Here is a 25,303-nt window from a genome sequence, read left to right as displayed (position 1 = left end):
CGGATGGCATGCAGTTTCACGGTTGCGTGCCACGTTACCTCTTCCTCTGGAGATACTGGCATGCCGATCTGGCAACAAAACTACGATCCGCTGGGTAATATCTGGCTCTCAAGTCTGGTCGCACTGATCCCGATTCTCTTTTTCTTCTTTGCGCTGATTAAGCTGAAGATGAAAGGCTACCTGGCGGCCACCACCACCGTGGTACTGGCGCTGCTGGTGGCGCTGTTTCTCTATCAGATGCCCGCTGCACAGGCGCTGACTGCCGTGGTGTACGGCTTCCTCTATGGATTGTGGCCGATTGCCTGGATTATTGTTGCCGCCGTCTTCGTCTACAAAATCTCGGTCAAAACCGGCCAGTTCGACATTATCCGCGCCTCAATCCTGTCGATTACGCCCGATCAGCGTCTGCAGATGCTGATTGTCGGCTTCTCGTTCGGGGCTTTCCTGGAGGGCGCGGCAGGCTTTGGTGCGCCGGTGGCGATTACGGCCGCGCTGCTGGTGGGACTCGGCTTTAATCCGCTCTACGCCGCCGGGCTCTGCCTGATTGTGAACACCGCACCCGTGGCTTTTGGCGCGATGGGCATTCCGATTATTGTGGCGGGCCAGGTTACCGGGCTGGACAGTTTTGCTATCGGCCAGATGGCCGGACGCCAGCTGCCGCTGCTGACCCTGATTGTGCTGTTCTGGATTATGGCGATTATGGATGGCTGGCGCGGGGTGAAAGAGACGTGGCCGGCGGTCGTTGTCGCGGGCGGATCCTTTGCCATCGCCCAGTTCCTCAGCTCCAACTTCCTGGGGCCGGAGCTGCCCGATATTATCTCGTCGCTCGCCTCGCTGATTTCGCTGACGCTGTTCCTGCGGGTCTGGAAACCGGTGCGCATTTTCCGCTTTGCCGATGCAGAGGCGAAGCAGGGCGATCCGTTGCTGCCCACGCAGAAGTATCGGCTGGGGCAGGTTATCCGCGCCTGGATGCCGTTCCTGTTTCTGACCGCCACCGTCACGCTCTGGAGCATCCCGCCGTTTAAAGCGCTGTTCGCCAAAGGCGGTGCGCTCTATGACTGGGTGCTGGCTGTGCCGGTGCCGATGCTGAATGAGCTGGTGGCGCGGATGCCGCCGGTGGTCAGCAATGCAACACCTTATCCGGCGATCTATAAACTGGATCTGGTCTCCGCGACCGGCACCGCGATTTTGATTGCGGCGATCATGGCTATTCTGTTCCTGCGCATGAAGCCAAAGGCGGCGCTGCAGACCTTTGGTGAAACGCTGAAAGAGCTGGCGCTGCCGATCTACTCCATCGGGATGGTGCTGGCCTTTGCGTTTATCTCCAACTACTCCGGTCTCTCTGCGACGCTGGCGCTGGCGCTGGCCCACACCGGTCACGCGTTTACCTTCTTCTCGCCGTTCCTCGGCTGGCTGGGCGTGTTCCTGACCGGATCTGATACCTCATCGAATGCGCTGTTTGCCGCGTTACAGGCGACGACCGCACAGCAGATCGGCGTCTCCGATATTCTGCTGGTGGCGGCCAACACCACCGGTGGCGTGACCGGTAAGATGATCTCGCCGCAGTCGATCGCCATCGCCTGTGCGGCGGTCGGACTGGTAGGGAAAGAGTCCGACCTGTTCCGGTTTACCGTAAAGCACAGCCTGATTTTCACCTGTATGGTCGGTGTGATTACCACGCTTCAGGCCTACGTCTTCCCGTGGATGATTCCATGAGCAGCCATGCCGATCCGCTGGTGACACGCCTCCGGGCATACATCACCGACCATCAGCTTGAGCCGGGTATGCGCCTGCCCGCCGAGCGTCAGCTCTCGGCGGAACTCGGCGTCTCCCGCTCCTCGCTGCGGGAAGCGATACAGCAGCTGATCAGCAGCGGAATGCTGATCAGCCGACGCGGCGGCGGCACCTGGATGCGTCAGCAGCTGGCGCCCTGGTCTGAACAGCGCATCGTCGAGCCGATTCGCCAGCTGCTGCGCGACGATCCCGACTACCGCTACGACATTCTGGAAGCGCGGCATGCCATTGAGGCCAGCACGGCCTGGCATGCCGCACTGCGCGCCACCGACGCCGACAAAGAGAAGCTGCAATACGCTTTCGACGCTACCCTGAAGCTGAAAGAGAGCGACGATCCCGATCTCGCCGCCCAGGCAGATGTCCGCTTCCACCTGGCGATTGCCGAGGCGTCGCACAACGTGGTGCTGCTGCAGACGATGCGTGGCTTTTTTGAGCTGCTGCAATCGTCGGTGATGCAGACCCGTCAGCGCATGTACACCCAGCCAGCGATTTTCGCCCGTCTGACGGAACAGCATCAGGCGCTGCTCGATGCGATCCTGGCGGGCGACGCCGAAGCGGCCCGTCAGGCAGCGATGCAGCATCTGGGCTTTGTGCACACCACCATGAAAAGCCTGCATGAAGATGAAGCGCGTCAGGCGCGCATCACCCGCTTACCGGATAACGACACACGCAACTCTAAGGAATCTGACTGATGATTATCTCAGCTGCCAGTGACTATCGCGCCGCCGCGCAACGTATCCTGCCGCCGTTCCTGTTTCACTATCTTGATGGCGGGGCCTACGCCGAGCACACCCTGCGACGTAACGTGGAAGACCTCTCTGACGTGGCGCTGCGCCAGCGGATTCTGAAGAACATGTCGGAACTGAGCCTTGAGACAAAATTATTCAATGAGACCCTGTCGATGCCGGTTGCGCTGGCGCCGGTCGGCCTGTGCGGCATGTATGCCCGCCGGGGTGAAGTGCAGGCCGCGCGCGCGGCGGCCCTGAAAGGCATTCCGTTTACCCTGTCGACGGTCTCGGTCTGCCCGATTGAAGAGGTGGCGCCACAGATCAACCGTCCGATGTGGTTCCAGCTCTATGTGCTGCGTGACCGCGGTTTTATGCGCAATGCGCTGGAGCGCGCCAAAGCCGCCGGTTGTTCAACGCTGGTGTTTACCGTGGATATGCCAACGCCAGGCGCGCGCTATCGCGATGCGCACTCCGGGATGAGCGGCAATCACGCTGCGCTGCGTCGTTACTGGCAGGCGGTCACCCATCCACAATGGGCGCTGGATGTGGGTCTGCAGGGGCGTCCACACGATCTGGGGAATATCTCCGCCTATCTCGGCAAGCCGACCGGGCTGGAAGATTATATCGGCTGGCTGGCGAACAACTTCGATCCCTCGATCAGCTGGAAAGATCTGGAGTGGATCCGCGAGTTCTGGGACGGGCCGATGGTGATCAAGGGCATTCTCGATCCGGAAGATGCGCGGGATGCGGTGCGTTTCGGTGCCGATGGCATCGTGGTGTCGAATCATGGCGGACGTCAGCTGGATGGCGTGCTCTCCTCGGCACGTGCGCTGCCAGCGATTGCCGATGCGGTCAAAGGCGACATCACCATTCTGGCGGACAGTGGCATCCGTAACGGGCTGGATGTGGTGCGGATGATCGCGCTGGGCGCAGACAGCGTGCTGCTGGGACGGGCATTTATCTATGCGCTGGCGACTCACGGTCAGCGCGGCGTCGAAAACCTGCTGGACCTGATTGAGAAAGAGATGCGCGTCGCCATGACGCTGACCGGCACAAAATCCATTAGTGAAATCACCCGCGATTCACTGGTGCAGGCGGAGGCGTTGCTGGCACCAGCAGGCACAACGCCACGTCCCCGCGCGGTGAGTTAGCCTGCGAAATTGAATGTGTTGTCTATACTTAACTTTTTTACCAACAGGAGGAATGACATGACCATTCATAAGAAAGGTTCGGCGCACTGGGAAGGCGATATCAAAGGCAAAGGCACCGTCAGCACCGAGAGTGGCGTGCTGAGCCAGCAGCCTTATGGCTTTAACACCCGTTTTGAAGGCGGCAAAGGCACCAACCCGGAAGAACTGATTGGTGCAGCACATGCAGCCTGTTTCTCTATGGCGCTGTCACTGATGCTGGGTAATGCGGGTCATCCGCCAGAAAGCATCGACACCACGGCTGACGTCTCGCTGGACAAAAAAGGCGACGGCTTTGCCATCACCAAAGTGGCGCTGACCAGCACCATCTCTCTTCCTGGCATTGATGAGTCAACGTTCGACGAGATCATCAATAAAGCCAAAGCGGGCTGCCCGGTTTCTCAGGTTCTGAATGCGGAAATTACGCTGGATTACACCCTGAACAACTGATGCCGGCAACGGGTCGCCTTTTGGTGGCCCGGACGTTATGCTATGCCTCCCGGTCCTGTTACTGACCGGAACAGATGCGCCTTCTGGCGCATCTTCGCTTTCTGACGAGAGGAAACCGAGGTGACAAAATACCGGGCGGCTAAAAAGTACTGGAAGATGGTGCTGGTTCTGCTGTGCATTTGCGGCGCGCTGCTGCTGATCCGCTGGGCTGCCATGATCTGGGCCTGAGCCGATGAAGGGGGTTGGCCGTCACACGCTGGGCGTACTACTGATGGTGATTATCGTGCTGGAGGTGGTGCTTTATCTGCTCACAGCCTCATGGCTGCCGTGGCGGTAAACGCGTTCAGACAAAGGCATCTTCGCGCCGCTGTTTAGTGCGCACGTCGCTGCGCGCAATGCGATACGCCTTGCGGGGATCGCCCACCACAAACTCAAAGGTTGGCGTGTAGTAAAATGGCAACCAGCCGCCATAGCTGCTCTCCCACTCCCATCGGACGGGGCAGGGCCACAGAATGCCATCATACAAAAGATAGTAAACCCAGCGTCCACCAGGACGACGGGGGCGTGATGTTTTCATGGGATTCACAACGGTAATGGTTAACAACAGCTTATATTTTGTACGCTAAAGCGCCAGCTTGCAATGTTGCAGCGCGGCTTTATTGTCCCTGGCCCTGAATCAGCGATGAACCTCACCACAAAGCAGTACCACATTCGGCCGGACTTTATGAATGCGGTTTGCCATCGTTTCGCAGTCAACCTTCGTCGGATAAATGCGCTCCGAGACCGGCAGCGCTTCGCAGGCATCGTAGCCACACGCGCTCACTAACAACACAAATCCTATCAACATAGTTCCTCTCCTTTGCACGGTCTGGTGGTCCGGACTGCGGTGCTATTTATCCCTTTTTAACATCCAGTATAGACAAACGTGACGGGGTGGCATTGTCAGTGTGAGCTATGGCCCGCCAGCCGGGTAGGGCGGCGGTCTGTCAGGCATCAGAAACGGAGGAGTGTCAGGAACTAGCCAGCGAAATACCAGGCGGGCAGCAGCGCAATCAGGTTATTCAGGGTGTGCAGGAAGATGGGCAGCGCCAGACTGTTACTCCGCAGCCGGGCATAGCAGAGCAACAGCGAAAACAGCGTCAGGGCGATAAGCGTCTGCCAGTGCACATACTGCGTATGCATCACCGCAAACAGCAGTGAGGTCAGCAGCATGCAGGCGAAGCGACTGCGCGGTGCCCACAGCAGAAAGCCCTGCAACAGGAAACCGCGGAACAGCACCTCTTCAAATACCGGGGCCAGCAGCACGGCGGTGAGCAGCAGGATCAGCAGCGAATTACGTCCCTGCTGCGCCTGCATCACCAGCCAGCCTTCGGGCTGCATAAACTGCATCTGTCCCGCCATCAGCACAAACAGCGCGCCGGTAAACAGCAGGGTTTGCAGCGTGCCGAGTTCACCCAGCGGCAAATCGGTGCGACGCTGGCAATAGAAGCGGTAGAGCGGGTAGATCACGGCAAATTCAAACAGGCAGAGTACCGGCACCAGCAGGCCGTCATTACGCAGCACGCCGTAATTAGGGAACAGCGTGATCAGCATGGTAACCAGGTAATAGACCACAAAGCTGCCGACGTAGAACAGCGTCAGGGTCACTCTGTCGGAATTGGTATTCATAGGCGACTCTGCCATCGAAGGTAAGCGCATAGTAGCAATGCACCCGATCGCTGTCGAGTCAGCCTGTAACACAATATTTAAGCGCAAAATGTTAACTGCAGGCTAAACACCAGGACGCGCGAGCCGATAACTGAGGAAACTAATCTGGTCAGCACCGCAGGTTGTATTGCAGGCCCGTCATCTCAAACTCTGGCTGTGTAGTGAGCACTCTTAATGACTTTTAACCCACCGGCGCCACCCTTGCCTCCATTCAGACATGTCGCTGAAGACCGCACTGTCCGCTTTACGAGGCGCAGCCTGCGCACGCTTTCGCTGCTGCTGTTTGGTGTGCTGGTGCTCTCGATGCTGATGGTGCTGACGATTGCGCAGCGTCAGAACAGCGAATCGGTCGATCATGACCGGATGCTGGTGCAGCAGGCGTGGAAAAATCGTCAGAATGCCATGATCACAGATATCCGGGACTATGCGTTCTGGGGTGAGGCCTGGCGCAATCTTCATGTCAGGGTTAACAAAGTCTGGGCTTTTGACGAAGAGAACTTCGGACCGGGCCTCTACGAAGAGTATCACTACGAGGGGGTGTTCGTCGTCGACGGCCAGGGCCACACGTCTTACAGCGTGATCAATGGACAGCTGGTGGATATGCCGCTGGAAAGCTGGCTGGGCAAAGAGACCCCGGCGCTGATTGCGGCGGCACGCAAGCTTAACAATAAGGCGATTACCCGCGATGCGCTGATCAATCATCGGCCCGCCATTGTGGTTGCCGCCCCGATCAGCAGTGGCAAAGTGACGACGGTGCCGCCCGTAGCGGGCCCCGCATCCATCATGGTGTTTGTGAATCTGTTTACGCCGGCCAAATTGCAGGCGCTGGGCACCACGCTGGATGTGCGTGAACTGCGTCTGCCCCTCAATCAGGAGGATGCCCTGCGTGAACCCCGGCTGGTGCAGCCGTTGCCAGGCGGCGATCCGATTGTGCTGCGCTGGACGCCGAAGATGCCTGGCATGGGCCTGATCTGGTTTCTGCTGCCGCTGCTGATGATGATGGCGATCATCATCGGCATGATTACGCATCGCGTCAGCCGCCATGCGCTCTCTAATGCGATTCTCTCTGACCGGCGCTTTGCCCTGCTGGCGATCAGTCAGCAGGAGCTTGCGAGCAGCGAAGCGCGTTTTCGCGATCTGGCTGAGGCAGCGTCAGACTGGATCTGGGAAACGGATGAAGAGGGCCGTCTGATCTACCTCTCCGCGCGCTTTCACACCGTGACCGGCCACGATATTGCCCACTGGCTGGGACGTCACATCGATCATCTGCTGACGCATCCCAGCCATTCGCTGGTCGCCTGGCTGCTGCGTCAGGAAGAGGACGGCCAGCAGATGCCGCTGCGCTGCCAGTTTATGTCCGCACATGGCAACCGCCGCATCGGTCAGCTGGTGGCGAAAACCATCTGGCATGATGAGCGACGCATCGGGTTTCGCGGCACGGTATCGGACATCACGCAGGGCATGGAAGCGGAGGCGCGCATTCAGTTTCTGTCGCGTCACGACGTCTTAACCGGCCTGTCGAACCGCGTGCAGCTGCTGGAGTTTCTGACGCTGCACCTTGAGCTGCCGGATGGCGCGGCGCCGCTGACGCTGGTCACCCTCGACCTCGATCAGTTCCGGCCAATCAATGAAACCTGGGGCCATGCGGCGGGTGATGAGGTGCTGAGCCAGATCGCGCAGCGTCTCAAGCACTGTATCGGGCCGCAGGAGCTGGTTGCGCGGCTGAGTGGGGATGAGTTTGTGCTGGTATTGCGTGAAACGAACCGTGAGCGGATCGATCAGCGTTGTGCTCAACTGGTGCATGAGGTTCAGCAACCCATCAGCACCGGCCAGCATGTCCATTATCTCACCATCAGCATGGGTATTGCCTGTGCGCCACAGGATGCCAGCCATCCGGAAGCGCTGCTGCAAATGGCGGATATCGCGCTGAATGAAGCGCGTGACGCGGGACGCAACCAGTGGGTCTGGTATGCCAATGAGATGGCCAGCCAGCGTGAAGATAAACGTGAAATGGCGCGACGGATTGAGAAAGCGCTCAGGAACAATGAATTTCGCCTGCACTATCAGCCACGCTATCAGCTGCTGACCGGGCAGCTGGCGGGAGCCGAGGCGCTGATTCGCTGGCAGATTGCCCCGGATCAGTGGATTACGCCTGACCACTTTATTCCGCTGGCCGAGGAGAGCGGTCTGATCGCCACTATCAGCGACTGGGTGCTGATGCGCGCCTGTGAGGATGCGCTGGGATGGGGCGGTGAACGCTATGTCTCGGTCAATATCTCGCCCATGGAGTTTCGCACCAGCGACCTGGTGCAGCGCGTGGCGCATGCGCTGGAGAAAAGTGGTCTGCCTGCGACGCGGCTGGAGCTGGAGATCACCGAGAACGTGACGTTTGAACATCCCCAGCATGCGCTGGAGGTGATGCAGGGATTACGGTCGCTGGGTGTCAGGTTGACCGTGGATGATTTCGGCACCGGCTATGCCGCGCTGGGCTACCTGAAAACCTTCCCGTTTAATGGCCTGAAGATCGATCGCTCCTGGATGAAAGATTTCCCGGAGTCGCAGCAGGCGCAATCGGTGGTGGCGGGGATTATTGCGCTGGCACGCGCCTTTGCCCTGACCATTACGGCAGAAGGAATAGAGACAGAAGCGCAGCTGAATCAGCTAAAACTGCTTTCGTGCGAAGAGGGGCAAGGCTACTTCCTCGGTCGTCCGATGCCGCTGGCTGCATTCAGTACGCTTCTGGAAAGAACCGCGCAAAATCAGACTGAACCGGCTTAACGCACTTTGACCGCCACGGCGGTCATCAGCATGGCGCAGACAACAAAAATAATCAGTTCCATAATGACCTCCAAAGAGTGATGAATCTTCTGTAAGGGTAGTAGCAGGCTGTCTGTTTTTTAGCCAGGTTGTGCGATTAATCTTAAAGCGTGACCGGTACCGCTCTCATTTTCATCGCGCTGTAACAACTTTACTTTTCAGGGCTTCAGGTCAGCAGGCGCGCTTTGCTACTCTTGGGCGGGGTTTTACACGTCCAACAGGAGAATAAACGTGAAATTTTATGGAAAAGGGCTGCTGGTAGTCGGCCTGTTCGCCTTAACCGCCTGCCAGTCTGCCTCGAAACCCGACACCGCCCGTGTGGCGCAGGATCCCGACGCTGACCGCTGCGGGGCCTCTCAGTTTCAGAACTATGTTGGCAAACCGCTAACCGCGCTGCAGGGTCAGCACTTCGAACAGAAGGTGCGTCCAATCCCCTATGATTCTGCCGTCACCATGGACTTCAATCTCAACCGGCTTAACTTCCTGGCCGACAAAAATGGCAATATCAGTTCCGTTTATTGTGGCTGACGGCCAGTCTGTCATAGGCTTGTCATAACGGCAGGCGAGGATAACAGCGCGCTTCAGCACTTCCTCGTAACACAATAGATAGTGCTCGTCTTGTTTATTCCCGCCCCGGCGGGAATTTTTTTAGCGCCTTCGGCGCCGGAACAGGAGTGGAGAAGATGAAACGCATAATCGGGGTGCTCTTACCCACGTTGTTACTCAGCAGCACGCTGGCGCACGCGTCCAGTGATGAGGCCTGGAAAAAGAGCCGTGAGGTGATGGTGCAGGCATGCATCAACGCCAGTCACCTGAGCAAAGTCAGGGTGCAGGGCGAGCCGATCGAGTATGACGACAACACAGGTTACAGTGCACTGTTGCTGGAGGGACGATATCCTCAGCAGCACATGAGAAATAAGCGTGGACGGGAGCTCTGCCTGTTTCAGCGCAGCAGCGGGCGTGCCAGCGTCAGTGAAGCGGATAAATTGCGCTGGGTGAAGTAGGCGGCGGTTTACGCCTCCGGCTGCGTGTCGATTAACTCAGCCAGCAGGGTACGGTAACGCTGTAACTGCATCTCGTCGCCTTCCACTTCCAGCTTGTCGATGACCCGCGTAATCAGCGCCTTACTGGTCGCGGGCTCGCCCGCTTCCATTAATTCGCGCAGAATCACCGCCAGCAGATCGGACTCTGGCGGTGTTCTCCAGTTCGGGCCTTTGAAATAGTCGTTGATAGCACGGCTGGCGCTGTCAGGTTGTACTCTCATATCCCCACCTCCGCTGAAACACTTCCTCGTCCCTTACGGCTGAGTAAGGGCGTCTCTGCATGAAATAAGCTGGTCTGCCTCAGCGTAGCCGGAAAGTCTGTACCGTTTTTTTGCGGAGGACGTCGCACCGATCAGAAAGATCGCCACACCGCCGCGGCTGGCGGTTTTTTAAACATAGAAGCGGGGCAGAGGGTTGTCAGTAACAGAATGACCTATTTTTCCATATTGATGAGGGTGGGTTGAGTCAGCGCGCGTCCGGACAGCCCGCTGCCCGCATTATTCGCGCTATAAACCTTTGCGTCGGGAAAATTTGCGCCGGTCATTGCCCGGAATCAAAGAGGAATCCGGTCTTTTGCCGTTTGTGCCATGTTTTGTCGGTCATGCTGAGAAGGCGCGCGTTAGACTGAGCTTTCCCTTTCTTTAAATCATCTGCTCATGCCACGCACTATAGAACCCTGGAAGATAAACCTGATCTCGGTCTGGTTTGGCTGTTTTTTTACCGGACTGGCCATCAGTCAGATCATCCCGTTTCTGCCGCTCTACCTTGAGCAGCTTGGCGTTACCGGTGGCGAATCACTCAGCCTCTGGTCGGGTCTCACCTTCAGTATCACCTTTGTGATCTCGGCAGCGGTCGCTCCCCCTGTGGGGCAGCCTGGCCGATCGCAAAGGCCGTAAACTGATGCTGCTGCGTGCGGCTTTTGGCATGGGCGTGGTGATCCTGCTACAGGCGTTTGTCACCGAAGCCTGGCAGTTGCTGCTGCTGCGCGCTCTGATGGGGCTGACCTCCGGCTATATCCCCAACGCGATGGCGCTGGTGGCGGCTCAGGTTCCGCGTGAACGCAGTGGCTGGGCACTGAGCTGTGTCTCAACCGGTCAGATTGGTGGCGTGATTCTGGGGCCGATGCTGGGCGGGCTGCTGGCCGACTGGGTCGGGTTGCGCACGGTCTTTATCGTCACTGCGGTTCTGCTGATGGTCAGCTTTCTGGTGACGCTGTTTCTGATTAAAGAGACCGGTTATGTCCCGGTCAGTAAAAAAGATAAGCTCAGCGGACGCGAGGTTTTCCGTTCGCTGGATAACCCAAAGCTGATGCTCTGCCTGTTTTTCACGACCATGGTGATCCAGATGTGCAACGGATCGGTGAACCCGATCCTGACGCTGTTTGTGCGTGAGCTGGCTCCGACTGCGGAGAATATCGCGTTTCTGAGCGGGGTGATCGCCGCGCTGCCTGGCGTCTCTGCGCTGCTGGCCGCGCCCCGGCTGGGACGACTCGGCGATCGCATCGGCACGCAGCGTATCCTGCTGGCGACGATGATCATCTCGCTACTGCTGTTTGTGGCGATGTCCTTTGTTACCAGCACCACGCAGCTGGGCGTATTGCGTTTTCTGCTCGGCTTCGCCGATGGCGCGATGATGCCTGCGGTGCAGACGCTGCTGGTGCGTCACTCGCGCGACAACATCACCGGCCGGATCTTCGGCTATAACCAGTCGTTTATGTATCTCGGCAATGTGGCGGGTCCGCTGTTAGGGGCCGCCGTGTCGGCGGTGGCAGGATTCCGCTGGGTCTTTTTTGCCACCGCCGTTGTCGTGCTGATTAACGTGCTGTTTCTGAAGCGTTTTTACCAGCGGCCAAAGACCGTGCTACCCGCGTCGGCTGAGAAATCGTCAGTTCAGCCTGCCAGCGCTGCTGAGTCAGTAAAAACTCAGGACTGACGCTGGGGCTCCAGGAGTCATCGCCGCCCACGCCCATGTGGAAGGCATCGAGGTGCAACCAGCAGCCCGCCTCCGGACTCAGCTGGTGGCGGTGTGATGTCTCCCGCAGCTGCTCCAGGCTGAAGCGGCTCAGTGAGAAAGCGAAATCGCCGCTGACCTGCCAGCTGCCGCTGTCGAGCTGACGGGTGCCGCCACGCTGACCGTTCTCGCTGGGGAAAACATAGGGCGTTGACAGCTGTTCCAGCGGCAGCTGCCAGCGTGAAAACTGCGCGGCCAGCTGGCGATCGGGATAGTTTTCATGCGGACCCAGGCCGAGCCAGCTCACCTGCTGCGGGATGTGCGCCAGCTCGCAGCGTAATCCGATGCGCGCAGGCGGCGGCAATCCGCGCGACTGCTCAACGGAAAGCTGCAACTGCAACTCCCCCTGCGCATTGATCAGATAACGTTTCCGGCTGATAAAAGCGAGCTGGCCGTTGGCGAGCCAGCTGTGCAGCGTCTCAATCTGCACCGCCTGCGACAACGCATTCGCCGTAATCGATACCAACTGGCTGTGCATCTGGTCATAGCCTGCCGCTTTCCAGCGCTCAACCCAGGCATTGGGATCAACCCGTTCCGCTTCGCTGGTGCCGATATCATTGTCCAGCGGGGCGCGGATAAAGCAGTCCTGGAGAGGCGAGAGCAGCGTCGGCTCGCCGTCAACAAACCACTGCGTCAGTTCGCCGCTGTGGCGTGAGAAATGCCAGCGTTGCTGCTGATGCGTGACGACAATCTCTCCGGCCTCATCCTGCAGCATTGGTGCTTCACCGATCTCCGGCTGTGACGGCAGCGCCATCGCCGAGGGCAGTGCCCACTGGTGCCAGGCAACGCACCAGTCGGCGGCGCTCCAGCGGGTCGGGTGAGTCTGATGAACCGCGACGTTAAGCCAGCATTCGCCGTGTAACGCGGGCGGTGATGGCAGCGTGATCCGCTGCTGGCCCTGCGGGCCGATATCCAGCAGGACTTCACCTTCCGTCACCACCTGGCCCTCCTGCTCGATGCGCCAGCGCAGCACTTCATTGTCACTGTGGCGGAACAGATAGTCGCTGCTGACCGTAAAGCTCAGCGGATCGCCGGGATCGACCGTGAACTGCCAGAACTGCTGGGCGCGCTGCGCCTCATACAGCGCCGGATGCGGCGTGCGATCGGCAAACACCAGTCCGTTCATACAGAACTGACGATCGTTGGGTTTATCGCCAAAATCGCCGCCATAGGCCTGCCAGGATTTGCCCTGATCGTCATAGCGGGTCAGGCTCTGATCCACCCAGTCCCAGACAAAGCCACCCTGCAAACGCGGGAACTGGCGGAAGGCTTCCCAGTATTTTGCGAAACCGCCGAAGCTGTTACCCATGGCATGCGCGTACTCACACAGGATTAGCGGGCGGGTTTCGCCCGGCAGACCAATCCACTTTTTCAGTGACCATTTCGGCACCGCCGGGAACGGCTGATCTTCATCAACTCTGGCGTACATCGGGCAGATAATATCGGTCGCGGCGGTATCGGCGCCGCCGCCTTCATACTGCACCGGACGGGTAGGGTCGCTGCTTTTCACCCAGCGGTAGAGCGCATCGTGTGTGGCGCCATGTCCTGACTCATTGCCGAGTGACCAGATAATAATGCTGCAGTGATTACGATCGCGCTGCACCATGCGCGTCACGCGTTCGCTATAGGCGGCGAACCAGCGGGGATCGTCGGAGAGCCGGTTCATCGGCTGCATGCCGTGGGTTTCGATGTTCGCCTCGTCCACCACATAAAGCCCGTACTGGTCGCACAACCGATACCAGAGCGGATGATTAGGGTAGTGCGAACAACGTACCGCATTGAAATTGTGCTGTTTCATCAGCCCGATGTCGCGGCGCATCATCGCCTCATCCACCACCTGACCGTGCTCCGGATGGTGTTCGTGACGGTTGGTGCCACGGATCAGCAGGGGTTTGCCGTTGAGACAGAGCAGGCCGTTGTCGATGGTGACCTGGCGGAAGCCGACATCATAGGCTTCCACCTCGATCAGCTGCTGATCCCCATCCAGCAGCGCCAGCGTAGCGCGATAGAGGTGGGGCGTTTCGGCGCTCCAAAGCGCGGGCTGTTCCACCGGCAGGCTGATCAGGGCGCGTTCAGGATAGTGACCCCGTTCGTCAATGATGGCGCTGCCCAGCGGCTGCTGACACTGCGCAACCTGCTGTTCACCCTGCCACAGCGTCAGGCGCAGCTGATAACGTGAGGTGACATCAGGCGGCAGGGCGACGCGGACCTGGGCGCGCAGCTCGGCACGGGTAAACTCCGGGCTGAGCCGGGTTTCCAGCTGAACGTCAGCCAGATGCACCTGCGGTTTATGCAGTAACGTGACATCGCGGAAAATGCCGCTCATCCGCCACATATCCTGATCTTCCAGATAGCTGCCGTCGCTCCAGCGAAGCACCATTACCGCCAGCCGGTTTTTGCCCGGTTGCAGATGGGGAGTCAGGTCAAATTCGGCGGGCAGGCGGCTGTCCTGAGAGTAGCCAATCCAGCGTCCGTTGCACCACAGGTGAAAAGCCGAGTTAACGCCGTCGAAGATGATGCGTGTCTGTCCCGCATTGAGCCAGACTGCGTCAGTACTGAATGTGAGCGAGTAACATCCGGTGGGGTTTTCTGCGGGAACCCGTGGCGGATTGACCGGAATCGGATACTGCACGTTAGTGTAAATGGGCGCATCAAAGCCGTGCATCTGCCAGTTAGCGGGTACCGGAAGCGTCGTGGCGTCCGGCAGATCCTGCAGTAACCAGCTGGCGGGGACCGCTTCAGGCTGGGGAAAGTAACTGAAACCCCACTCTCCGTTGAGACTCTGCAGTGACACCGAAGGCGCGTCATCGCGCGCCGCCGCTTCATCGCGCCAGCTGGCGAAGGGCGGGTGCGCATCCAGCCGATGAAGCGAAGTTACAACCGGGTTTTCCCAGTCGCGCCGGGAGAGGATGTCACTGAAAGCAGCCTGAGAGAGAGTCATGGTGTTATCCTGTAAATGTAATGCGCTCACAATGCGCAAAATTTTTCAGGCTGTAAAGAGCCCGCCATCCCGATTTACACAAATAGTTTGCGCCACAAACCGGCCGGGATGTTGAGAATGTGGCGGCATTCTGACGGTAAAACGTTAAGCCTGGTCAGCAAAGATGAATAGCGGCCGGATGCGGAGGAATCTCACTTGTCGTCATGCAGGAGGCTTCATACACTCAGCCCGATTTCTTCACCCTGAGGTAGATATGGTACGAATCGTTAAGCTGGCTGCCGTTGTGGCATTAGTGACTGCATTAAGCGGATGTATTTTCCCGCCGCCTGGCGGTGGTGGTGGCTGGGGCGGACATGGCGGCGGACCGGGCCGCGGATTTGTCGATCCGCGTTAACCCCTCTCTGGCAGGCGAAACGTTTAACAGCGGTGATATCTGCCCGCAAAACGTTTCGCCTGTAAAGTTAGCCGTAAACCGCTGCGAAAAGGGCGGAGATGTGGGCTAACTCACTGAAAAAAAGGCCGTTGCCCTCTGTTTTTTTAGCCAGCGTGATGTTAATTTCAGCTTTTCTACACCGCTGAGACAACAGCATGAAAAACCTGATTGCTGAATTACTGGTAAAGCTGGCTGAAAAAGAGGCGACAGCGAAAGAGCATATGGCGCAGATCGAAGCGCTGGAGATTGTTGTTACCGCGCTGGTTCGCAAGCTGGAGCCGCAACAACATCTGGCGATCACTTCCAGTATTGAAAATGCCATGGATAATGTGGCCGGTGCCGATGAAGACGATGCGCTGCTGCTGCGCAATTACATCGACAAGCTGCTCCGGCATCCCCGCCAGTAACACCGCCCAGTGCCGATATGGAATGGGATCTTCACATCACTTTGACCTTAAACATTTTCCGCTTTGCTTATTCGCTGCCAGAATAATAAAGGACAATCCACTGTGGAGATAACAAGATGAAAGTCGGTTTAATGGCGATGATGATGGCGGGCCTGCTGGTCAGCGGGCTGGCAGGTGCGGCGGAGAAGACCCCGCAGCAGGAGAAGATGACGATGTGTAACCAGCATGCCAAATCTCAGGATCTCAAAGGGGATGCGCGCAAAACCTTTATGAGTGAATGCCTGAAAAAGGACAGCAAGCTGTCGCAGATGTCACCGCAGCAGATGAAAATGAAGAGCTGTAATGGTGAAGCTGGCGATAAAAAGCTGGCAGGCGATGCGCGTAAAACCTTTATGAGCCAGTGCCTGAAAAAAAGCGCATGATTCCCCCGGCCACGCAGGTGGCCGCTTCTCCCTGCCGCCCGATGCGGATTCATTCCCCCCTCAATGCCGATTAAATTACCTGCCATAACAGCAGGTTATCTTTCTGAAACAGATTCCTCGTCAGGCTTCCCGGTTCCTTTGCCACACTTACTGTTTGTGGGGATTTGCGCCGCGCACTGTTTTGCCGCGCAGCATCAGACCAGAATCAGTTAAAGGAGCCATGCCGTGAACTATCAATTTACCGCCGACCTGAACGATCTGCCCCAGCGACAGCCGGTTAAAAAAACGCTCGGCGATGTGGATGTGTTACTGATCCGCGAGGGTGAGAACGTCCGCGCTTACCAGGCGAAATGCCCGCACGCGGGCGCGCCGCTGGAGCAGGGCGCGATCTGCGGCGACCGGCTGGTCTGTCCCTGGCACAAAGCCGCGTTTACTCTCGCCGATGGCAAAATGTGTGAACCGCTGGCGTTAGCCGATCTCAAACAGTATCCGCTGCGCATTGAAGAAGGCCGGGTGCTGGTTAACCCGAAAGCGATGTCACCTGCGGCACCGATTGGCAGCGGGGCAGCTGCGCCGGTCTATGTGGTGCTGGGTGGTGGTGCGGCGGGCAGTGCCGCGCTGTGGCGTCTGCGCCATGACGGCTTTAAAGGCCGCCTGATTCTGGTCGAGCGGGAAGCGGACGCGCCTTATGACCGCACCGCGCTGACCAAGTTTGTGCCGTCGGGCAAAATGGATATCAGCGAGGTTCCGCAGCTGCTGAAAGCGGATGTGATGGATCACGTTGAACGTCTTCAGGCTACCGTGAGCCGCCTCGATGCGCAGCAGCAGCAGTTAATCTTTGAGGATGGCGGGACGCTCGCCTTCGACAAACTGCTGATCGCCAGCGGCGCGACGCCTGTTCTTCCCGATTTGCCGGGCAGCGATCTGGACGGGGTTTATCTGCTGCGCAGCAAAGCGCAGACCGATGAGCTGCTTAAGGCGGTGGATGCCAGCCATAAAATCGTGATTATCGGCAACAGTTTTATCGGCACCGAACTGGCGTCGGCACTGCGTAATCGCGACATCGACGTGACGGTGATTGCCCGTCAGGCGCTGCCATTTGCTAAACGGTTTGGCGATCAGATTGGCCGCTATTTTTACCAGCTGCATGAGCAAAACGGCGTGAAGTGGGTGCAGGGCGAGATCGAATCACTGCAGGGCGACCAGCAGGTGAATGGTGTGCAGCTGAAGGGCGGACGGAAGCTGGATGCGACTGTTGTGCTGTTTGCTACCGGGGTTGAACCGGCCACCGGCTTTATTCACGATCTGCCGCTGGCAGAGGATGGCAGCCTGCAGGCGGATGAGCAGCTACGGGTCGCTGACAATATCTGGGTGGCGGGGGATATCGCCACGTATCCGGCGGCACAGGGGCCGCTGCGTATTGAGCACTATCGCGTTGCGCATCAGCAGGGACAGACCGCCGCATGGAATATGCTGGATCAGAACGTCGCCTTTGATCGTGTGCCGTTCTTCTGGACGACCCAGTATGGCACCCGTTATGAGTATGTTGGCCACGCGGCAGAATGGGATGACTTCCAGCTAATCGGTTCGCTGGAGGATAAAAAGTTTATGGCGTTTTATGGTCAGCAGGGGCAACTGGCGGCGATCTGCTCATGCGGCATGTATACGCTGACCGCTGAGCTGGTGGAGCGGATGCAGCAACCGATGACGCTTGCCGACGCGGTGGCGCGCGGTCAGGCGCACATCAGTTAAGCAGCACGCAAGGCGGGCCAGCATGCCGGGCCGCCTTGCGCAATGAGTGTGGGTTAGCTGCGGCTCAGTTTCTCTGACTTCGCCATGCACTGCTGCATCGCTTCCATCACCGCCGAGCGCATCCCTTTTTCTTCCAGCACTTTCACCGCCTCAATAGTGGTGCCGCCAGGTGAGCAGACCATATCTTTGAGTTCAGCCGGATGTTTACCGGTGGTCAGCACCATCTGCGCGGCCCCTTTTACCGCCTGCGCAGCAAACTGATAGGCCTGAGCGCGCGGCATCCCACCCAGCACGGCCGCATCCGCCATCGCTTCGATAAACATAAACACGTAGGCCGGTGCAGAACCGCTGACGCCCACTACGGCGTGAATCAGATATTCATCCACCACGGCCGCTTTGCCGAAGCTCTCAAAAATCGCCACGACCTCGTCGATCTCTGCCTGCTCAACCAGCACGTTGGGCGTTACCGAGGTCATGCCTTCACTCACCAGCGAAGGGGTATTCGGCATCGCGCGGACAATTTTACGATCGTAACCCAGCACGGATGAGAGCGAGTCCAGCGTCACGCCAGCCGCAATCGACACCACCAGCGCCTCTTTTTTCAGGCTGCCCGACAGCTCTTTTAATACTTTCAGGATGACATTGGGTTTTACCGCGCCGAACAGGATGTCCACTTCGCGCGCCAGCGCATCCGCGCTCTCTGCGGCGTTGATGCCATACTGCTCTGCCATCGCCTGGTTGGTTTCTGCTTTGCGATCGTAAACGAAGATATCAGACGGGGCGATTTTGCCGCTGTTGACCAGTCCGCCGATAATGGCTTTCGCCATGTTTCCCCCGCCGATAAACCCGATTTTCTTAGCCAGCATCGCCATCTCCTTAGGACATTATTCGTTTTTCTCAGTGAGCTAGCTTACTTCAGCCAGCCCGAATAACAAGTCAGCTGCAAGTACGCTGGAAAGCGTGCCGCAAATAAAATTTGCCATTTAAGAGGAACCCGGCAAGATCTCAGGCTTCTCTGACTGTAAGGAATCATGATGTTTATCTGGGTCGATGCCGATGCCTGTCCGAATGTGATCAAAGAGGTGCTCTACCGTGCGGCGGACCGTACCGCGACCACGGTCACTTTTGTAGCGAACCAGTTTTTGCGTGTGCCGCCATCGCCTTATCTGCGCACGCTGCAGGTGCCTGCTGGCTTTGATGTGGCGGACAATGAGATCGTCAGACGTTGTCAGCCCGGCGATCTGGTGATCACCGCCGATATTCCGCTGGCGGCTGAGGTGATTGAGAAGGGAGCGGCGGCGCTGAATCCGCGCGGCGAGCGTTACTCACCGGCGACGATTCGTGAACGCCTGACGATGCGTGATTTTATGGATACGCTGCGGTCAAGCGGCGTGCAGACCGGCGGCCCCGCGACGATGAGTCCGCGTGACCGCCAGCAGTTTGCGAATGAACTGGATAGCTGGCTCACCCAGCAGAAACGCTCAACTTAAACGAAGCTGTCGTCGTCGTCGAAATCGTTGCCGCCAAAATCGTTGAGATCGCTGTTGTCGGCATAATTGCTGTCCCAGCCCGTGTTCTGGTCGAGGAAAGCGCTGTCGTTACCGCCGTTGAAGTTATCGGCATTGTCATCGCCACCGTTAAAGGTGTTGAGATTATCATTCACCTCCGGCAGCGGCGGCTCATTGATGATATTCACAATCTCTTCCGGCTGTGAATGATGGAACATGCTGGTCAGCATGTCGGCCATCACGACACCCCCCGCTACGCCCACGGCAGTCTGCAGTGCGCCGCCAAGGAAACCGGTGCCACGTGGCGCGGGTGCCTGGGCAGGGGCATACTGCTGCTGTGCCGGTTGCTGCGGCGCACTGTTCCACGGCGACTGTTGCTGTTGTTGCTGCTGCTGTTGAACGGGCGGCTGCTGACGCGAACCGCTGCCAAACAGTCCCGACAGGAAGCCGCCGCTGCTCTGTGCAGGCTGCTGCTGTTGCTGCTGCAACTGTGCCACCTGGCTTTCCAGTGCTGACACTTTCTCATTGAGTTTTTTCAGCGCCGCTTCCTGAATCAGGATCGCCTGCGCCATGTAGTAAGGCGCGCCTGGCTGCGCCTGAAGATGCTGGTTAATCAATTGTTCGGCAGCGGCATCGCGTGCCACGGTCTGGCTTTCGGCCTGTTTCAGACGGCTGAACAGCCCTTCAATCAGTTGTTGTTCTTCGCGTTGCATGATGACTCTCCTGTGGCGATGGTTATCAGTATATGGGGGCGTCAACACGAAAAGTAAAATCCGGGCGGTAAGCAAATATTGCCAGCCCATTTTAGCCGCCGTTTTATGCGTTTTTTAGCGCCCGGTTACCCGCCTGATGCACAAAACGTGCATGCATTTCCCCTTGAAAATAGAGAGATTATCGCTGTTCAGGTGAGGAAAATGCGTAAATCATGCCTGACAGGTGGAGGCCATAATAATTTCCAGTTATTATGCGTCGCATTAATCAGCTAACCATGCAGCCGCATCGCGCGGTCAGGCGGAGGAACGGCCCTGATGTCACTACCCATCTTTTTGATTGGCGCTCGCGGTTGCGGCAAAACCACGGTCGGCGAGGCGTTATCGCAGGCGCTGGGCTACGCCTTTACGGATACCGATCACCATCTGCAACTCAGCACGCAACGCAGCGTGACGGAGATTGTCGAGGCGGAAGGCTGGGAAGGTTTCCGCGCCCGTGAAACGGAATCGCTGAAAGCGGTGACGGCTCCCCGGACGGTCATTGCGACGGGCGGTGGCATGATCCTGGCTGAAGAGAACTGCCGCTTTATGCAGGAGCAGGGTCAGGTGATCTGGCTCAGCGCGTCACCCGAAGTGCTGGCAGAGCGACTGGAAAGTGAGCCGGAAGCGGCTCAGCGTCCGACCTTAACCGGACGTCCGATTGCCGACGAGATGAGTGATGTGCTGCGTGAACGCGCACACCTTTACCAGGCGGCGGCCCATCATCAGGTGAATGCCATGCAGGCACCGGAGTGTGTGGTGGAAGAGATTCTGCTGTCCCTCTCTCTGGCCCGCGCCAGCTAACCCTCGGATTTTTCCCGCTTTGATCCCGCTTCAGATGTCATTGTCTATACTGATCCTATGACAGGCAGCAGCCTGTCCTGTGGATTGTTATTCAGATAAGAGGGACACAGTATGCCGAGCAGACCACCGTACCCACGTGAAGCCAAAGTTGTGCCTGTCGAAAAGGGCCCTGAAGGTAATAAAGTAACCTCTTACGAACTGCGTGCTGATCATCCCAAACCAAATTCATTAATCAGTGAGCACGAGACGGAAGAAGAAGCGCGCGATGCTAAAGAGCGCTACGAAGACGTCGAAAAAGAGTAAAGCATTGCGGCTGGCAGGGAGGCCAGCCTGATATTCAGCGTCATTTCGCCGTCTGTCAGTCAGTTGCCCGAGTTATGCCCATCACGCCTTCACCTCCGACCTCCCCCTTGCCGAATCAAAACAACGCTGCCAGAACCGACAGCTGAGTGCGCGCTCCCTGCGCGTCTGACCTCTCCCCCGGAAGAGATCACAAACGACCATCATTTCGCGTGACAGATCAGCGGGTTCCCTTCTACACTGCCAGACACACAACATGTGCTCTGGAGAACTATTATGCTCAACGTTAGTGAGTATTTTGACGGAAAAGTTAAATCTATCGGTTTTGACAGTGCGAGCACCGGTCGTGCCAGCGTTGGCGTGATGTCAGAAGGTGAATACACATTTGGAACCGGCCAGCCGGAAGAGATGACCGTCGTCAGCGGTTCGCTTAAGGTGTTACTGCCGGGTGAGACCGAGTGGAAATGGTTTGAAGCGGGATCGGTGTTTAACGTGCCGGGTCACAGCGAATTTCATCTGCAGGTTGGCGAGCCAAGTTCCTATCTCTGCCGCTACCTGAAAGATAAAGATTAAAAAAAGGGCCGCTAAGCGGCCCTTTTTATGGGCAAAAAACCGTTTTTTCAGGCACTTTGCCTGTTGAATTAACGCTGGGCTTCGCCGCCTAGCGCTTCCACCAGATTACTGGTGAGTGCCGCCAGTTCGCTGGTCATCAGAATAAAGTCCGCATCGAAGCGCTGCGCAAAATCTTCACGGTCGATATCGTCGTTCTGGTCGCGCAGGGTGTCGCTGAACTTCAGACGCTTCACTGAACCGTCATCGGCCAGCACGAACTGAATACGCTCCTGCCAGTCGAGTGCCAGTTTAGTCACTACCTTGCCGGCTTCGATATGGTTGGCGATCTCATCGCACACCAGATCCTGCTTCTTGCAGCGGATGACGCCGCCATCTTCCAGCAGGGCTTTCAGCTCCGCTTCATCCATCAGCGCAAACCCGGCTGGGAGGTCGCCTGAACGTACCCATTGGGTCAGCGTCAGTTCAATCGGATTTTCCAGCGTCAGCGGTACCACCGGCAGTGAACCCAGGCTTTTGCGCAGCAGCGCCAGGGTATCTTCCGCTTTTTTCGCGCTGGCACAGTCCACCATAATCAGGTTGTTGACCGTGTCGATCCAGAGGTAGGTCTGGCTGAAACGGCTGAAGGCGCGCGGCAGCAGGCTATGCAGTACTTCATCTTTCAGCGAATCTTTTTCGGTCTTTTTGAGCTTGCGGCTCTGCTCAGATTCCAGCTTGTCGATTTTTGCTTCCAGCGCCTGTTTTACGACCGGCGAAGGCAGAATTTTCTCTTCTTTGCGGGCGCAAATCACAATCTGGCCTTTGTTCTCGTGGGTCAGCGCGTCGCTGCGGTTACCCATCGGCGAGACCCAGCCGGTCTTGCTCATATCCTGACTGCCACACGGTGAAAAAGTGAAGGCGTCGAGCTGTTTTTCCATCTCATCTGCGGACAGCGGAATGTCACGATTCAGACGATAAACCATCATATTTTTAAACCACAACATCGGGATTCCTTACCGTGGCGCGATCGGGCGCACAAGTCTGCGAGAGTCAGCGCGCATGATAGCGAAACATCGGAGTGGTTTCATTGCCTTTAAGGCAGCCGCCTTCTACTGTATCTCTCACCTGAACGAATAACGAGGAAGTAACCTTGCGCATAGGCATAGATCTGGGTGGCACCAAGACAGAAGTGATCGCATTGTCAGATAAGGGACAGGAGCTGTTCCGCCACCGGGTGAATACCCCGCGTGATGACTATCAGGCAACGGTACAGGCGATTGTCGATCTGGTCACACTGGCGGAGCAGAAAACCGGCGAGACCGGCACGGTCGGCCTGGGCATTCCCGGCTCGCTTTCGCCTTTCAGTAAGCGGGTTAAGAATGCGAACTCCACCTGGCTTAACGGCCAGCCGCTGGATAAAGATCTGGCTCAGGCGCTGAATCGTGAAGTGCGCATTGCCAACGACGCTAACTGCCTGGCGGTGTCGGAAGCGGTCGATGGAGCCGGTGCCGGACAGTCGCTGGTGTTTGCCGTGATCATTGGCACCGGATCCGGTGCGGGTGTGGCAATTAACGGTGAGTCGCGCATCGGTGGCAACGGTAATGCCGGTGAGTGGGGCCACAATCCGCTGCCGTGGATGGATGAAGATGAGCTGCGCTACCGCCAGGAAGTGCCCTGTTATTGCGGGCAGCAGGGCTGCATCGAGACTTTTGTTTCAGGCACCGGTTTTGGTATCGACTATCAGCGGCTGAGCGGCGTGCATCGCAAGGGCGCGGAGATCGTCTCGCTGCTGGCGCAGCAGGATCCGATCGCCGAACTGGCGATGAGTCGCTATGAGCTGCGGCTGGCAAAATCGCTGGCGCAGGTCGTGAACCTGATCGATCCCGATGTGATCGTGCTGGGCGGCGGGATGAGCAATGTGGATCGTCTCTATCAGACCGTGCCGGTGCTGATGAAGAAGTGGGTATTTGGCGGGGAGTGTGAAACGCCGGTGCTGAAGGCGCAGCATGGCGACTCCAGTGGCGTGCGTGGTGCGGCGTGGCTCTGGCCGCTTAACGGCTGAGTGTCCCGCACATCCGCTGACGGTTAAGCGCCTGGGTTTCAGGCGCTGATTTAACCCACGACGCAGCATGCTGCCGCGCCACGTTTATTCGCCGACCAGCATCGTGTCCTGTGGTGCACGGTCGCGCTGCGCTTTGGTGGCGAGGAAGTAGATATAGCCGACCAGCATAATGGCGAAGAACAGCGCGCCAATCACCGGGTTGAACCACAGCATCGCCAGCAGACAGATTACCGACAGCAGCAGGGCGATACCCGGAACAATCGGATAACCCGGCGCGCGGAAACTGCGGGGCATGTCCGGCGCGCTGCGGCGCAGTTTAAACAGGCTCAGCATACTCATGATGTACATCACAATCGCGCCGAAGACCGCCATGGTGATCATCGCCGCCGTCAGCGTCATTCCCTGCAGATTAATCACGCCATCGCTGTAAATCGCTGCGATACCCAGCAGGCCGCCCAGAATAATCGCCCGATGCGGGGTCTGGAAGCGTGACAGTTTTGCCAGAGAAGGTGGCAGGTAGCCCGCGCGTGCCAGGGCAAAAAACTGCCGTGAATAGCCGAGAATGATGCCATGGAAGCTGGCAATCAGGCCAAACAGACCAATCCACACCAGCATATGCATCCAGTTAGAGTGTTCACCGACGATCATTTTCATCGCCTGCGGCAATGGATCGTTAATGTCGGCGAGTTTGCGCCAGTCGCCCGCGCCGCCAGCCATCAGCATCACGCCAATCGCCAGCACCACCAGCGTCAGGATCCCGCTGATATAGGCGCGGGGAATGGTCCGGGTCGGATCTTTTGCCTCTTCGGCCGCCATCGCGGCGCCTTCAATGGCCAGGAAAAACCAGATGGCGAAAGGAATGGCGGCGAAAATGCCGGAGAAGGCGGGCAGTCCGAAGCTGTCGCTGCCTGCCCAGCCGTGCGCCGCAAAGTTTGCCAGGCTGAAGCCGGGTGAGACCACGCCCATAAACACCAGCAGTTCAATAACGGCCAGCACGGTGACAACCAGTTCGAACATCGCCGCCAGTTTTACGCCGAGAATATTCAGCGTCATAAACACCAGGTAAGCCCCGACCGCCGCGGTTTTCGGGTTGAGCGCGGGATACTGCACATTAAGATAAGCCCCGATCGCCATGGCGATCGCCGGGGGCGCAAAGACAAACTCAATCAGCGTCGCCAGACCGGCAATCAGTCCGCCGGTTTCGCCAAAGGCGCGACGACTATAGGCAAACGGCCCGCCCGCATGGGGGATCGCGGTGGTCAGCTCGGTGAAGCTAAAGATAAAGCAGGTGTAGAGGGTGGCGATCAGCGCGGTCGTCACCAGAAATCCCAGCGTGCCCGCCACAGCCCAGCCGTAACTCCAGCCAAAGTATTCGCCTGAGATGACCAGGCCAACCGCAATCCCCCACAGATGCAGGGTGCCCAGAGTGGGCTTGAGTCTGTTTGTCATACTGTTATCCCCGTCGTTGTTGGTCACGCGGCGTTACACCGCCATTACTACTAAAGTAAGGGGATAATGCCGTTGCCTGACGCGCCGCGACTTGACGCGGGCGCAGTGACTTCTGTCCTCCAGGGTCAACTCACAGGCAACAACCGGGCCGGATGCACGCTGCGGTCAACTTTGTCTCTTCTGAAGTCAAG

Annotated in this window: 26 protein-coding genes and 1 pseudogene; 18 read left to right on the top strand and 9 right to left on the bottom strand. The window is 58.0% G+C overall.

Annotated elements, in window-relative coordinates; translation table 11 throughout:
- The first annotated feature begins 60 nt into the window (after positions 1-60).
- The 5 genes from lldP (at position 61) to yniD (ending at position 4,387) form a co-directional block, all read left to right on the top strand.
- Positions 61-1,716 (top strand): L-lactate permease, encoded by a 1,656-nt coding sequence (gene lldP, locus PU624_RS18495; protein WP_283546136.1) that lies wholly within the window; start codon positions 61-63, stop codon positions 1,714-1,716.
- On the top strand, positions 1,713-2,486 hold the full coding sequence (gene lldR / locus PU624_RS18490; protein WP_283546135.1) for a transcriptional regulator LldR: 774 nt from the start codon (positions 1,713-1,715) through the stop codon (positions 2,484-2,486). Before lldP ends, lldR begins: the two co-directional genes overlap by 4 nt.
- Positions 2,486-3,673 carry an FMN-dependent L-lactate dehydrogenase LldD gene (gene lldD, locus PU624_RS18485; RefSeq protein ID WP_283546134.1) on the top strand — a complete coding sequence of 396 codons (1,188 nt, stop codon included), beginning with the start codon at positions 2,486-2,488 and terminating at the stop codon, positions 3,671-3,673. The genes lldR and lldD overlap by 1 nt, the downstream gene beginning before the upstream one ends.
- Before the next feature lie 57 nt (positions 3,674-3,730).
- Positions 3,731-4,159: an OsmC family protein gene (locus PU624_RS18480; protein ID WP_022625164.1), complete on the top strand. Its 429-nt coding sequence runs from the start codon at positions 3,731-3,733 to the stop codon at positions 4,157-4,159.
- 120 nt (positions 4,160-4,279) lie between these two features.
- The gene (gene yniD / locus PU624_RS22245) at positions 4,280-4,387 is read left to right on the top strand and encodes a small membrane protein YniD (RefSeq protein ID WP_349372157.1); all 108 of its coding nucleotides are present in this window, start codon (positions 4,280-4,282) and stop codon (positions 4,385-4,387) included.
- Between the two features lie 115 nt (positions 4,388-4,502).
- Here the strand turns inward: yniD and PU624_RS18470 are convergent, their stop codons facing one another.
- The 3 genes from PU624_RS18470 to PU624_RS18460 all read right to left on the bottom strand — a co-directional run bounded on the left by PU624_RS18470 (position 4,503) and on the right by PU624_RS18460 (position 5,827).
- Positions 4,503-4,736: a hypothetical protein gene (locus tag PU624_RS18470; protein WP_283546133.1), complete on the bottom strand. Its 234-nt coding sequence runs from the start codon at positions 4,734-4,736 to the stop codon at positions 4,503-4,505.
- A 99-nt stretch (positions 4,737-4,835) separates the two neighbouring features.
- Positions 4,836-5,006, bottom strand: a complete 171-nt coding sequence (locus tag PU624_RS18465) for a hypothetical protein (protein WP_003850083.1) — start codon at positions 5,004-5,006, stop codon at positions 4,836-4,838.
- Between the two features lie 170 nt (positions 5,007-5,176).
- The gene (locus tag PU624_RS18460; protein WP_283546132.1) at positions 5,177-5,827 is read right to left on the bottom strand and encodes a CPBP family intramembrane glutamic endopeptidase; all 651 of its coding nucleotides are present in this window, start codon (positions 5,825-5,827) and stop codon (positions 5,177-5,179) included.
- 213 nt (positions 5,828-6,040) lie between these two features.
- Between PU624_RS18460 and PU624_RS18455 the strand changes: the two genes are divergently transcribed.
- From PU624_RS18455 to PU624_RS18445, 3 genes are all read left to right on the top strand, one after another.
- Positions 6,041-8,644, top strand: coding sequence for a bifunctional diguanylate cyclase/phosphodiesterase (locus PU624_RS18455; RefSeq protein ID WP_283546131.1), 2,604 nt, complete (start codon positions 6,041-6,043; stop codon positions 8,642-8,644).
- 270 nt (positions 8,645-8,914) lie between these two features.
- Positions 8,915-9,211, top strand: coding sequence for an I78 family peptidase inhibitor (locus tag PU624_RS18450; RefSeq protein WP_283546130.1), 297 nt, complete (start codon positions 8,915-8,917; stop codon positions 9,209-9,211).
- A 155-nt stretch (positions 9,212-9,366) separates the two neighbouring features.
- Positions 9,367-9,687: a hypothetical protein gene (locus tag PU624_RS18445; protein WP_283546129.1), complete on the top strand. Its 321-nt coding sequence runs from the start codon at positions 9,367-9,369 to the stop codon at positions 9,685-9,687.
- Positions 9,688-9,695: 8 nt separating this feature from the next.
- On the opposite strand, the gene PU624_RS18440 is transcribed toward PU624_RS18445, so the two are convergent.
- Entirely contained in the window at positions 9,696-9,947 is a 252-nt protein-coding gene (locus tag PU624_RS18440) for a biofilm development regulator YmgB/AriR family protein (protein ID WP_283546128.1), read from the bottom strand.
- 447 nt (positions 9,948-10,394) lie between these two features.
- On the opposite strand from PU624_RS18440, the pseudogene PU624_RS18435 reads away from it, so the two are divergent.
- Positions 10,395-11,658, top strand: a pseudogene (locus PU624_RS18435) (multidrug efflux MFS transporter).
- On the opposite strand, the gene PU624_RS18430 reads toward PU624_RS18435, so the two are convergent.
- Complete coding sequence (locus PU624_RS18430; protein ID WP_283546127.1) at positions 11,540-14,677, bottom strand: beta-galactosidase; 3,138 nt, start codon at positions 14,675-14,677, stop codon at positions 11,540-11,542. The pseudogene PU624_RS18435 and the gene PU624_RS18430 sit on opposite strands and share 119 nt — an antisense overlap.
- Positions 14,678-14,930: 253 nt before the next feature.
- Here PU624_RS18430 and PU624_RS18425 point away from each other — a divergent pair, with 253 nt between their 5' ends.
- From PU624_RS18425 to PU624_RS18410, 4 genes are all read left to right on the top strand, one after another.
- The gene (locus PU624_RS18425) at positions 14,931-15,071 is read left to right on the top strand and encodes a hypothetical protein (RefSeq protein ID WP_283546126.1); all 141 of its coding nucleotides are present in this window, start codon (positions 14,931-14,933) and stop codon (positions 15,069-15,071) included.
- A gap of 194 nt (positions 15,072-15,265) precedes the next feature.
- Positions 15,266-15,517: an anti-adapter protein IraP gene (gene iraP / locus PU624_RS18420; RefSeq protein WP_283546125.1), complete on the top strand. Its 252-nt coding sequence runs from the start codon at positions 15,266-15,268 to the stop codon at positions 15,515-15,517.
- A gap of 116 nt (positions 15,518-15,633) precedes the next feature.
- Positions 15,634-15,939, top strand: coding sequence for a PsiF family protein (locus tag PU624_RS18415; protein ID WP_283546124.1), 306 nt, complete (start codon positions 15,634-15,636; stop codon positions 15,937-15,939).
- Between the two features lie 225 nt (positions 15,940-16,164).
- Positions 16,165-17,691 (top strand): FAD-dependent oxidoreductase, encoded by a 1,527-nt coding sequence (locus PU624_RS18410; RefSeq protein ID WP_283546123.1) that lies wholly within the window; start codon positions 16,165-16,167, stop codon positions 17,689-17,691.
- 53 nt (positions 17,692-17,744) lie between these two features.
- On the opposite strand, the gene proC is transcribed toward PU624_RS18410, so the two are convergent.
- On the bottom strand, positions 17,745-18,557 hold the full coding sequence (gene proC, locus PU624_RS18405; RefSeq protein WP_283546122.1) for a pyrroline-5-carboxylate reductase: 813 nt from the start codon (positions 18,555-18,557) through the stop codon (positions 17,745-17,747).
- Positions 18,558-18,725: 168 nt separating this feature from the next.
- Here proC and PU624_RS18400 point away from each other — a divergent pair, with 168 nt between their 5' ends.
- Positions 18,726-19,181, top strand: a complete 456-nt coding sequence (locus tag PU624_RS18400) for a YaiI/YqxD family protein (protein ID WP_003850071.1) — start codon at positions 18,726-18,728, stop codon at positions 19,179-19,181.
- On the opposite strand, the gene PU624_RS18395 is transcribed toward PU624_RS18400, so the two are convergent.
- Complete coding sequence (locus tag PU624_RS18395; RefSeq protein ID WP_283546121.1) at positions 19,178-19,912, bottom strand: DUF2076 domain-containing protein; 735 nt, start codon at positions 19,910-19,912, stop codon at positions 19,178-19,180. The two genes, PU624_RS18400 and PU624_RS18395, sit on opposite strands and share 4 nt — an antisense overlap.
- A gap of 315 nt (positions 19,913-20,227) precedes the next feature.
- Between PU624_RS18395 and aroL the strand changes: the two genes are divergently transcribed.
- The 3 genes from aroL (at position 20,228) to ppnP (ending at position 21,625) form a co-directional block, all read left to right on the top strand.
- Positions 20,228-20,752, top strand: coding sequence for a shikimate kinase AroL (aroL, locus tag PU624_RS18390; protein WP_003850067.1), 525 nt, complete (start codon positions 20,228-20,230; stop codon positions 20,750-20,752).
- A 111-nt stretch (positions 20,753-20,863) separates the two neighbouring features.
- Positions 20,864-21,055, top strand: coding sequence for a YaiA family protein (locus PU624_RS18385; RefSeq protein ID WP_283546120.1), 192 nt, complete (start codon positions 20,864-20,866; stop codon positions 21,053-21,055).
- A gap of 273 nt (positions 21,056-21,328) precedes the next feature.
- On the top strand, positions 21,329-21,625 hold the full coding sequence (gene ppnP / locus PU624_RS18380) for a pyrimidine/purine nucleoside phosphorylase (protein ID WP_003850060.1): 297 nt from the start codon (positions 21,329-21,331) through the stop codon (positions 21,623-21,625).
- 68 nt (positions 21,626-21,693) lie between these two features.
- Here ppnP and rdgC read toward each other — a convergent pair whose 3' ends face one another.
- On the bottom strand, positions 21,694-22,605 hold the full coding sequence (gene rdgC, locus PU624_RS18375; RefSeq protein WP_003850053.1) for a recombination-associated protein RdgC: 912 nt from the start codon (positions 22,603-22,605) through the stop codon (positions 21,694-21,696).
- Between the two features lie 146 nt (positions 22,606-22,751).
- Here rdgC and mak point away from each other — a divergent pair, with 146 nt between their 5' ends.
- Positions 22,752-23,663, top strand: a complete 912-nt coding sequence (gene mak, locus PU624_RS18370) for a fructokinase (protein ID WP_013356950.1) — start codon at positions 22,752-22,754, stop codon at positions 23,661-23,663.
- Between the two features lie 84 nt (positions 23,664-23,747).
- On the opposite strand, the gene eat is transcribed toward mak, so the two are convergent.
- The gene (gene eat, locus PU624_RS18365) at positions 23,748-25,112 is read right to left on the bottom strand and encodes an ethanolamine permease (protein ID WP_283546119.1); all 1,365 of its coding nucleotides are present in this window, start codon (positions 25,110-25,112) and stop codon (positions 23,748-23,750) included.
- Positions 25,113-25,303 lie beyond the last annotated feature (191 nt).

Source organism: Pantoea sp. Lij88, assembly GCF_030062155.1.
Lineage (GTDB): Bacteria > Pseudomonadota > Gammaproteobacteria > Enterobacterales > Enterobacteriaceae > Pantoea.
The sequence above is the reverse complement of the archived record's forward strand: the minus strand, read 5'-3'. Positions and strand labels throughout refer to the sequence as shown.

What these genes read in the sequence shown, in the direction of transcription:
- PU624_RS18470 (WP_283546133.1), bottom strand. Translation starts at nt 4,736, where the DNA reads ATGAAAACATCACGCCCCCGTCGTCCTGGTGGACGCTGGGTTTACTAT.
- PU624_RS18445 (WP_283546129.1), top strand. Translation starts at nt 9,367, where the DNA reads ATGAAACGCATAATCGGGGTGCTCTTACCCACGTTGTTACTCAGCAGC.
- PU624_RS18425 (WP_283546126.1), top strand. Translation starts at nt 14,931, where the DNA reads ATGGTACGAATCGTTAAGCTGGCTGCCGTTGTGGCATTAGTGACTGCA.
- PU624_RS18395 (WP_283546121.1), bottom strand. Translation starts at nt 19,912, where the DNA reads ATGCAACGCGAAGAACAACAACTGATTGAAGGGCTGTTCAGCCGTCTG.
- lldP (WP_283546136.1), top strand. Translation starts at nt 61, where the DNA reads ATGCCGATCTGGCAACAAAACTACGATCCGCTGGGTAATATCTGGCTC.
- PU624_RS18415 (WP_283546124.1), top strand. Translation starts at nt 15,634, where the DNA reads ATGAAAGTCGGTTTAATGGCGATGATGATGGCGGGCCTGCTGGTCAGC.
- iraP (WP_283546125.1), top strand. Translation starts at nt 15,266, where the DNA reads ATGAAAAACCTGATTGCTGAATTACTGGTAAAGCTGGCTGAAAAAGAG.
- PU624_RS18385 (WP_283546120.1), top strand. Translation starts at nt 20,864, where the DNA reads ATGCCGAGCAGACCACCGTACCCACGTGAAGCCAAAGTTGTGCCTGTC.
- aroL (WP_003850067.1), top strand. Translation starts at nt 20,228, where the DNA reads ATGTCACTACCCATCTTTTTGATTGGCGCTCGCGGTTGCGGCAAAACC.
- PU624_RS18400 (WP_003850071.1), top strand. Translation starts at nt 18,726, where the DNA reads ATGTTTATCTGGGTCGATGCCGATGCCTGTCCGAATGTGATCAAAGAG.
- lldR (WP_283546135.1), top strand. Translation starts at nt 1,713, where the DNA reads ATGAGCAGCCATGCCGATCCGCTGGTGACACGCCTCCGGGCATACATC.
- PU624_RS18440 (WP_283546128.1), bottom strand. Translation starts at nt 9,947, where the DNA reads ATGAGAGTACAACCTGACAGCGCCAGCCGTGCTATCAACGACTATTTC.
- PU624_RS18455 (WP_283546131.1), top strand. Translation starts at nt 6,041, where the DNA reads ATGACTTTTAACCCACCGGCGCCACCCTTGCCTCCATTCAGACATGTC.
- PU624_RS18430 (WP_283546127.1), bottom strand. Translation starts at nt 14,677, where the DNA reads ATGACTCTCTCTCAGGCTGCTTTCAGTGACATCCTCTCCCGGCGCGAC.
- rdgC (WP_003850053.1), bottom strand. Translation starts at nt 22,605, where the DNA reads ATGTTGTGGTTTAAAAATATGATGGTTTATCGTCTGAATCGTGACATT.
- eat (WP_283546119.1), bottom strand. Translation starts at nt 25,112, where the DNA reads ATGACAAACAGACTCAAGCCCACTCTGGGCACCCTGCATCTGTGGGGG.
- proC (WP_283546122.1), bottom strand. Translation starts at nt 18,557, where the DNA reads ATGCTGGCTAAGAAAATCGGGTTTATCGGCGGGGGAAACATGGCGAAA.
- lldD (WP_283546134.1), top strand. Translation starts at nt 2,486, where the DNA reads ATGATTATCTCAGCTGCCAGTGACTATCGCGCCGCCGCGCAACGTATC.
- PU624_RS18465 (WP_003850083.1), bottom strand. Translation starts at nt 5,006, where the DNA reads ATGTTGATAGGATTTGTGTTGTTAGTGAGCGCGTGTGGCTACGATGCC.
- ppnP (WP_003850060.1), top strand. Translation starts at nt 21,329, where the DNA reads ATGCTCAACGTTAGTGAGTATTTTGACGGAAAAGTTAAATCTATCGGT.
- PU624_RS18480 (WP_022625164.1), top strand. Translation starts at nt 3,731, where the DNA reads ATGACCATTCATAAGAAAGGTTCGGCGCACTGGGAAGGCGATATCAAA.
- PU624_RS18460 (WP_283546132.1), bottom strand. Translation starts at nt 5,827, where the DNA reads ATGAATACCAATTCCGACAGAGTGACCCTGACGCTGTTCTACGTCGGC.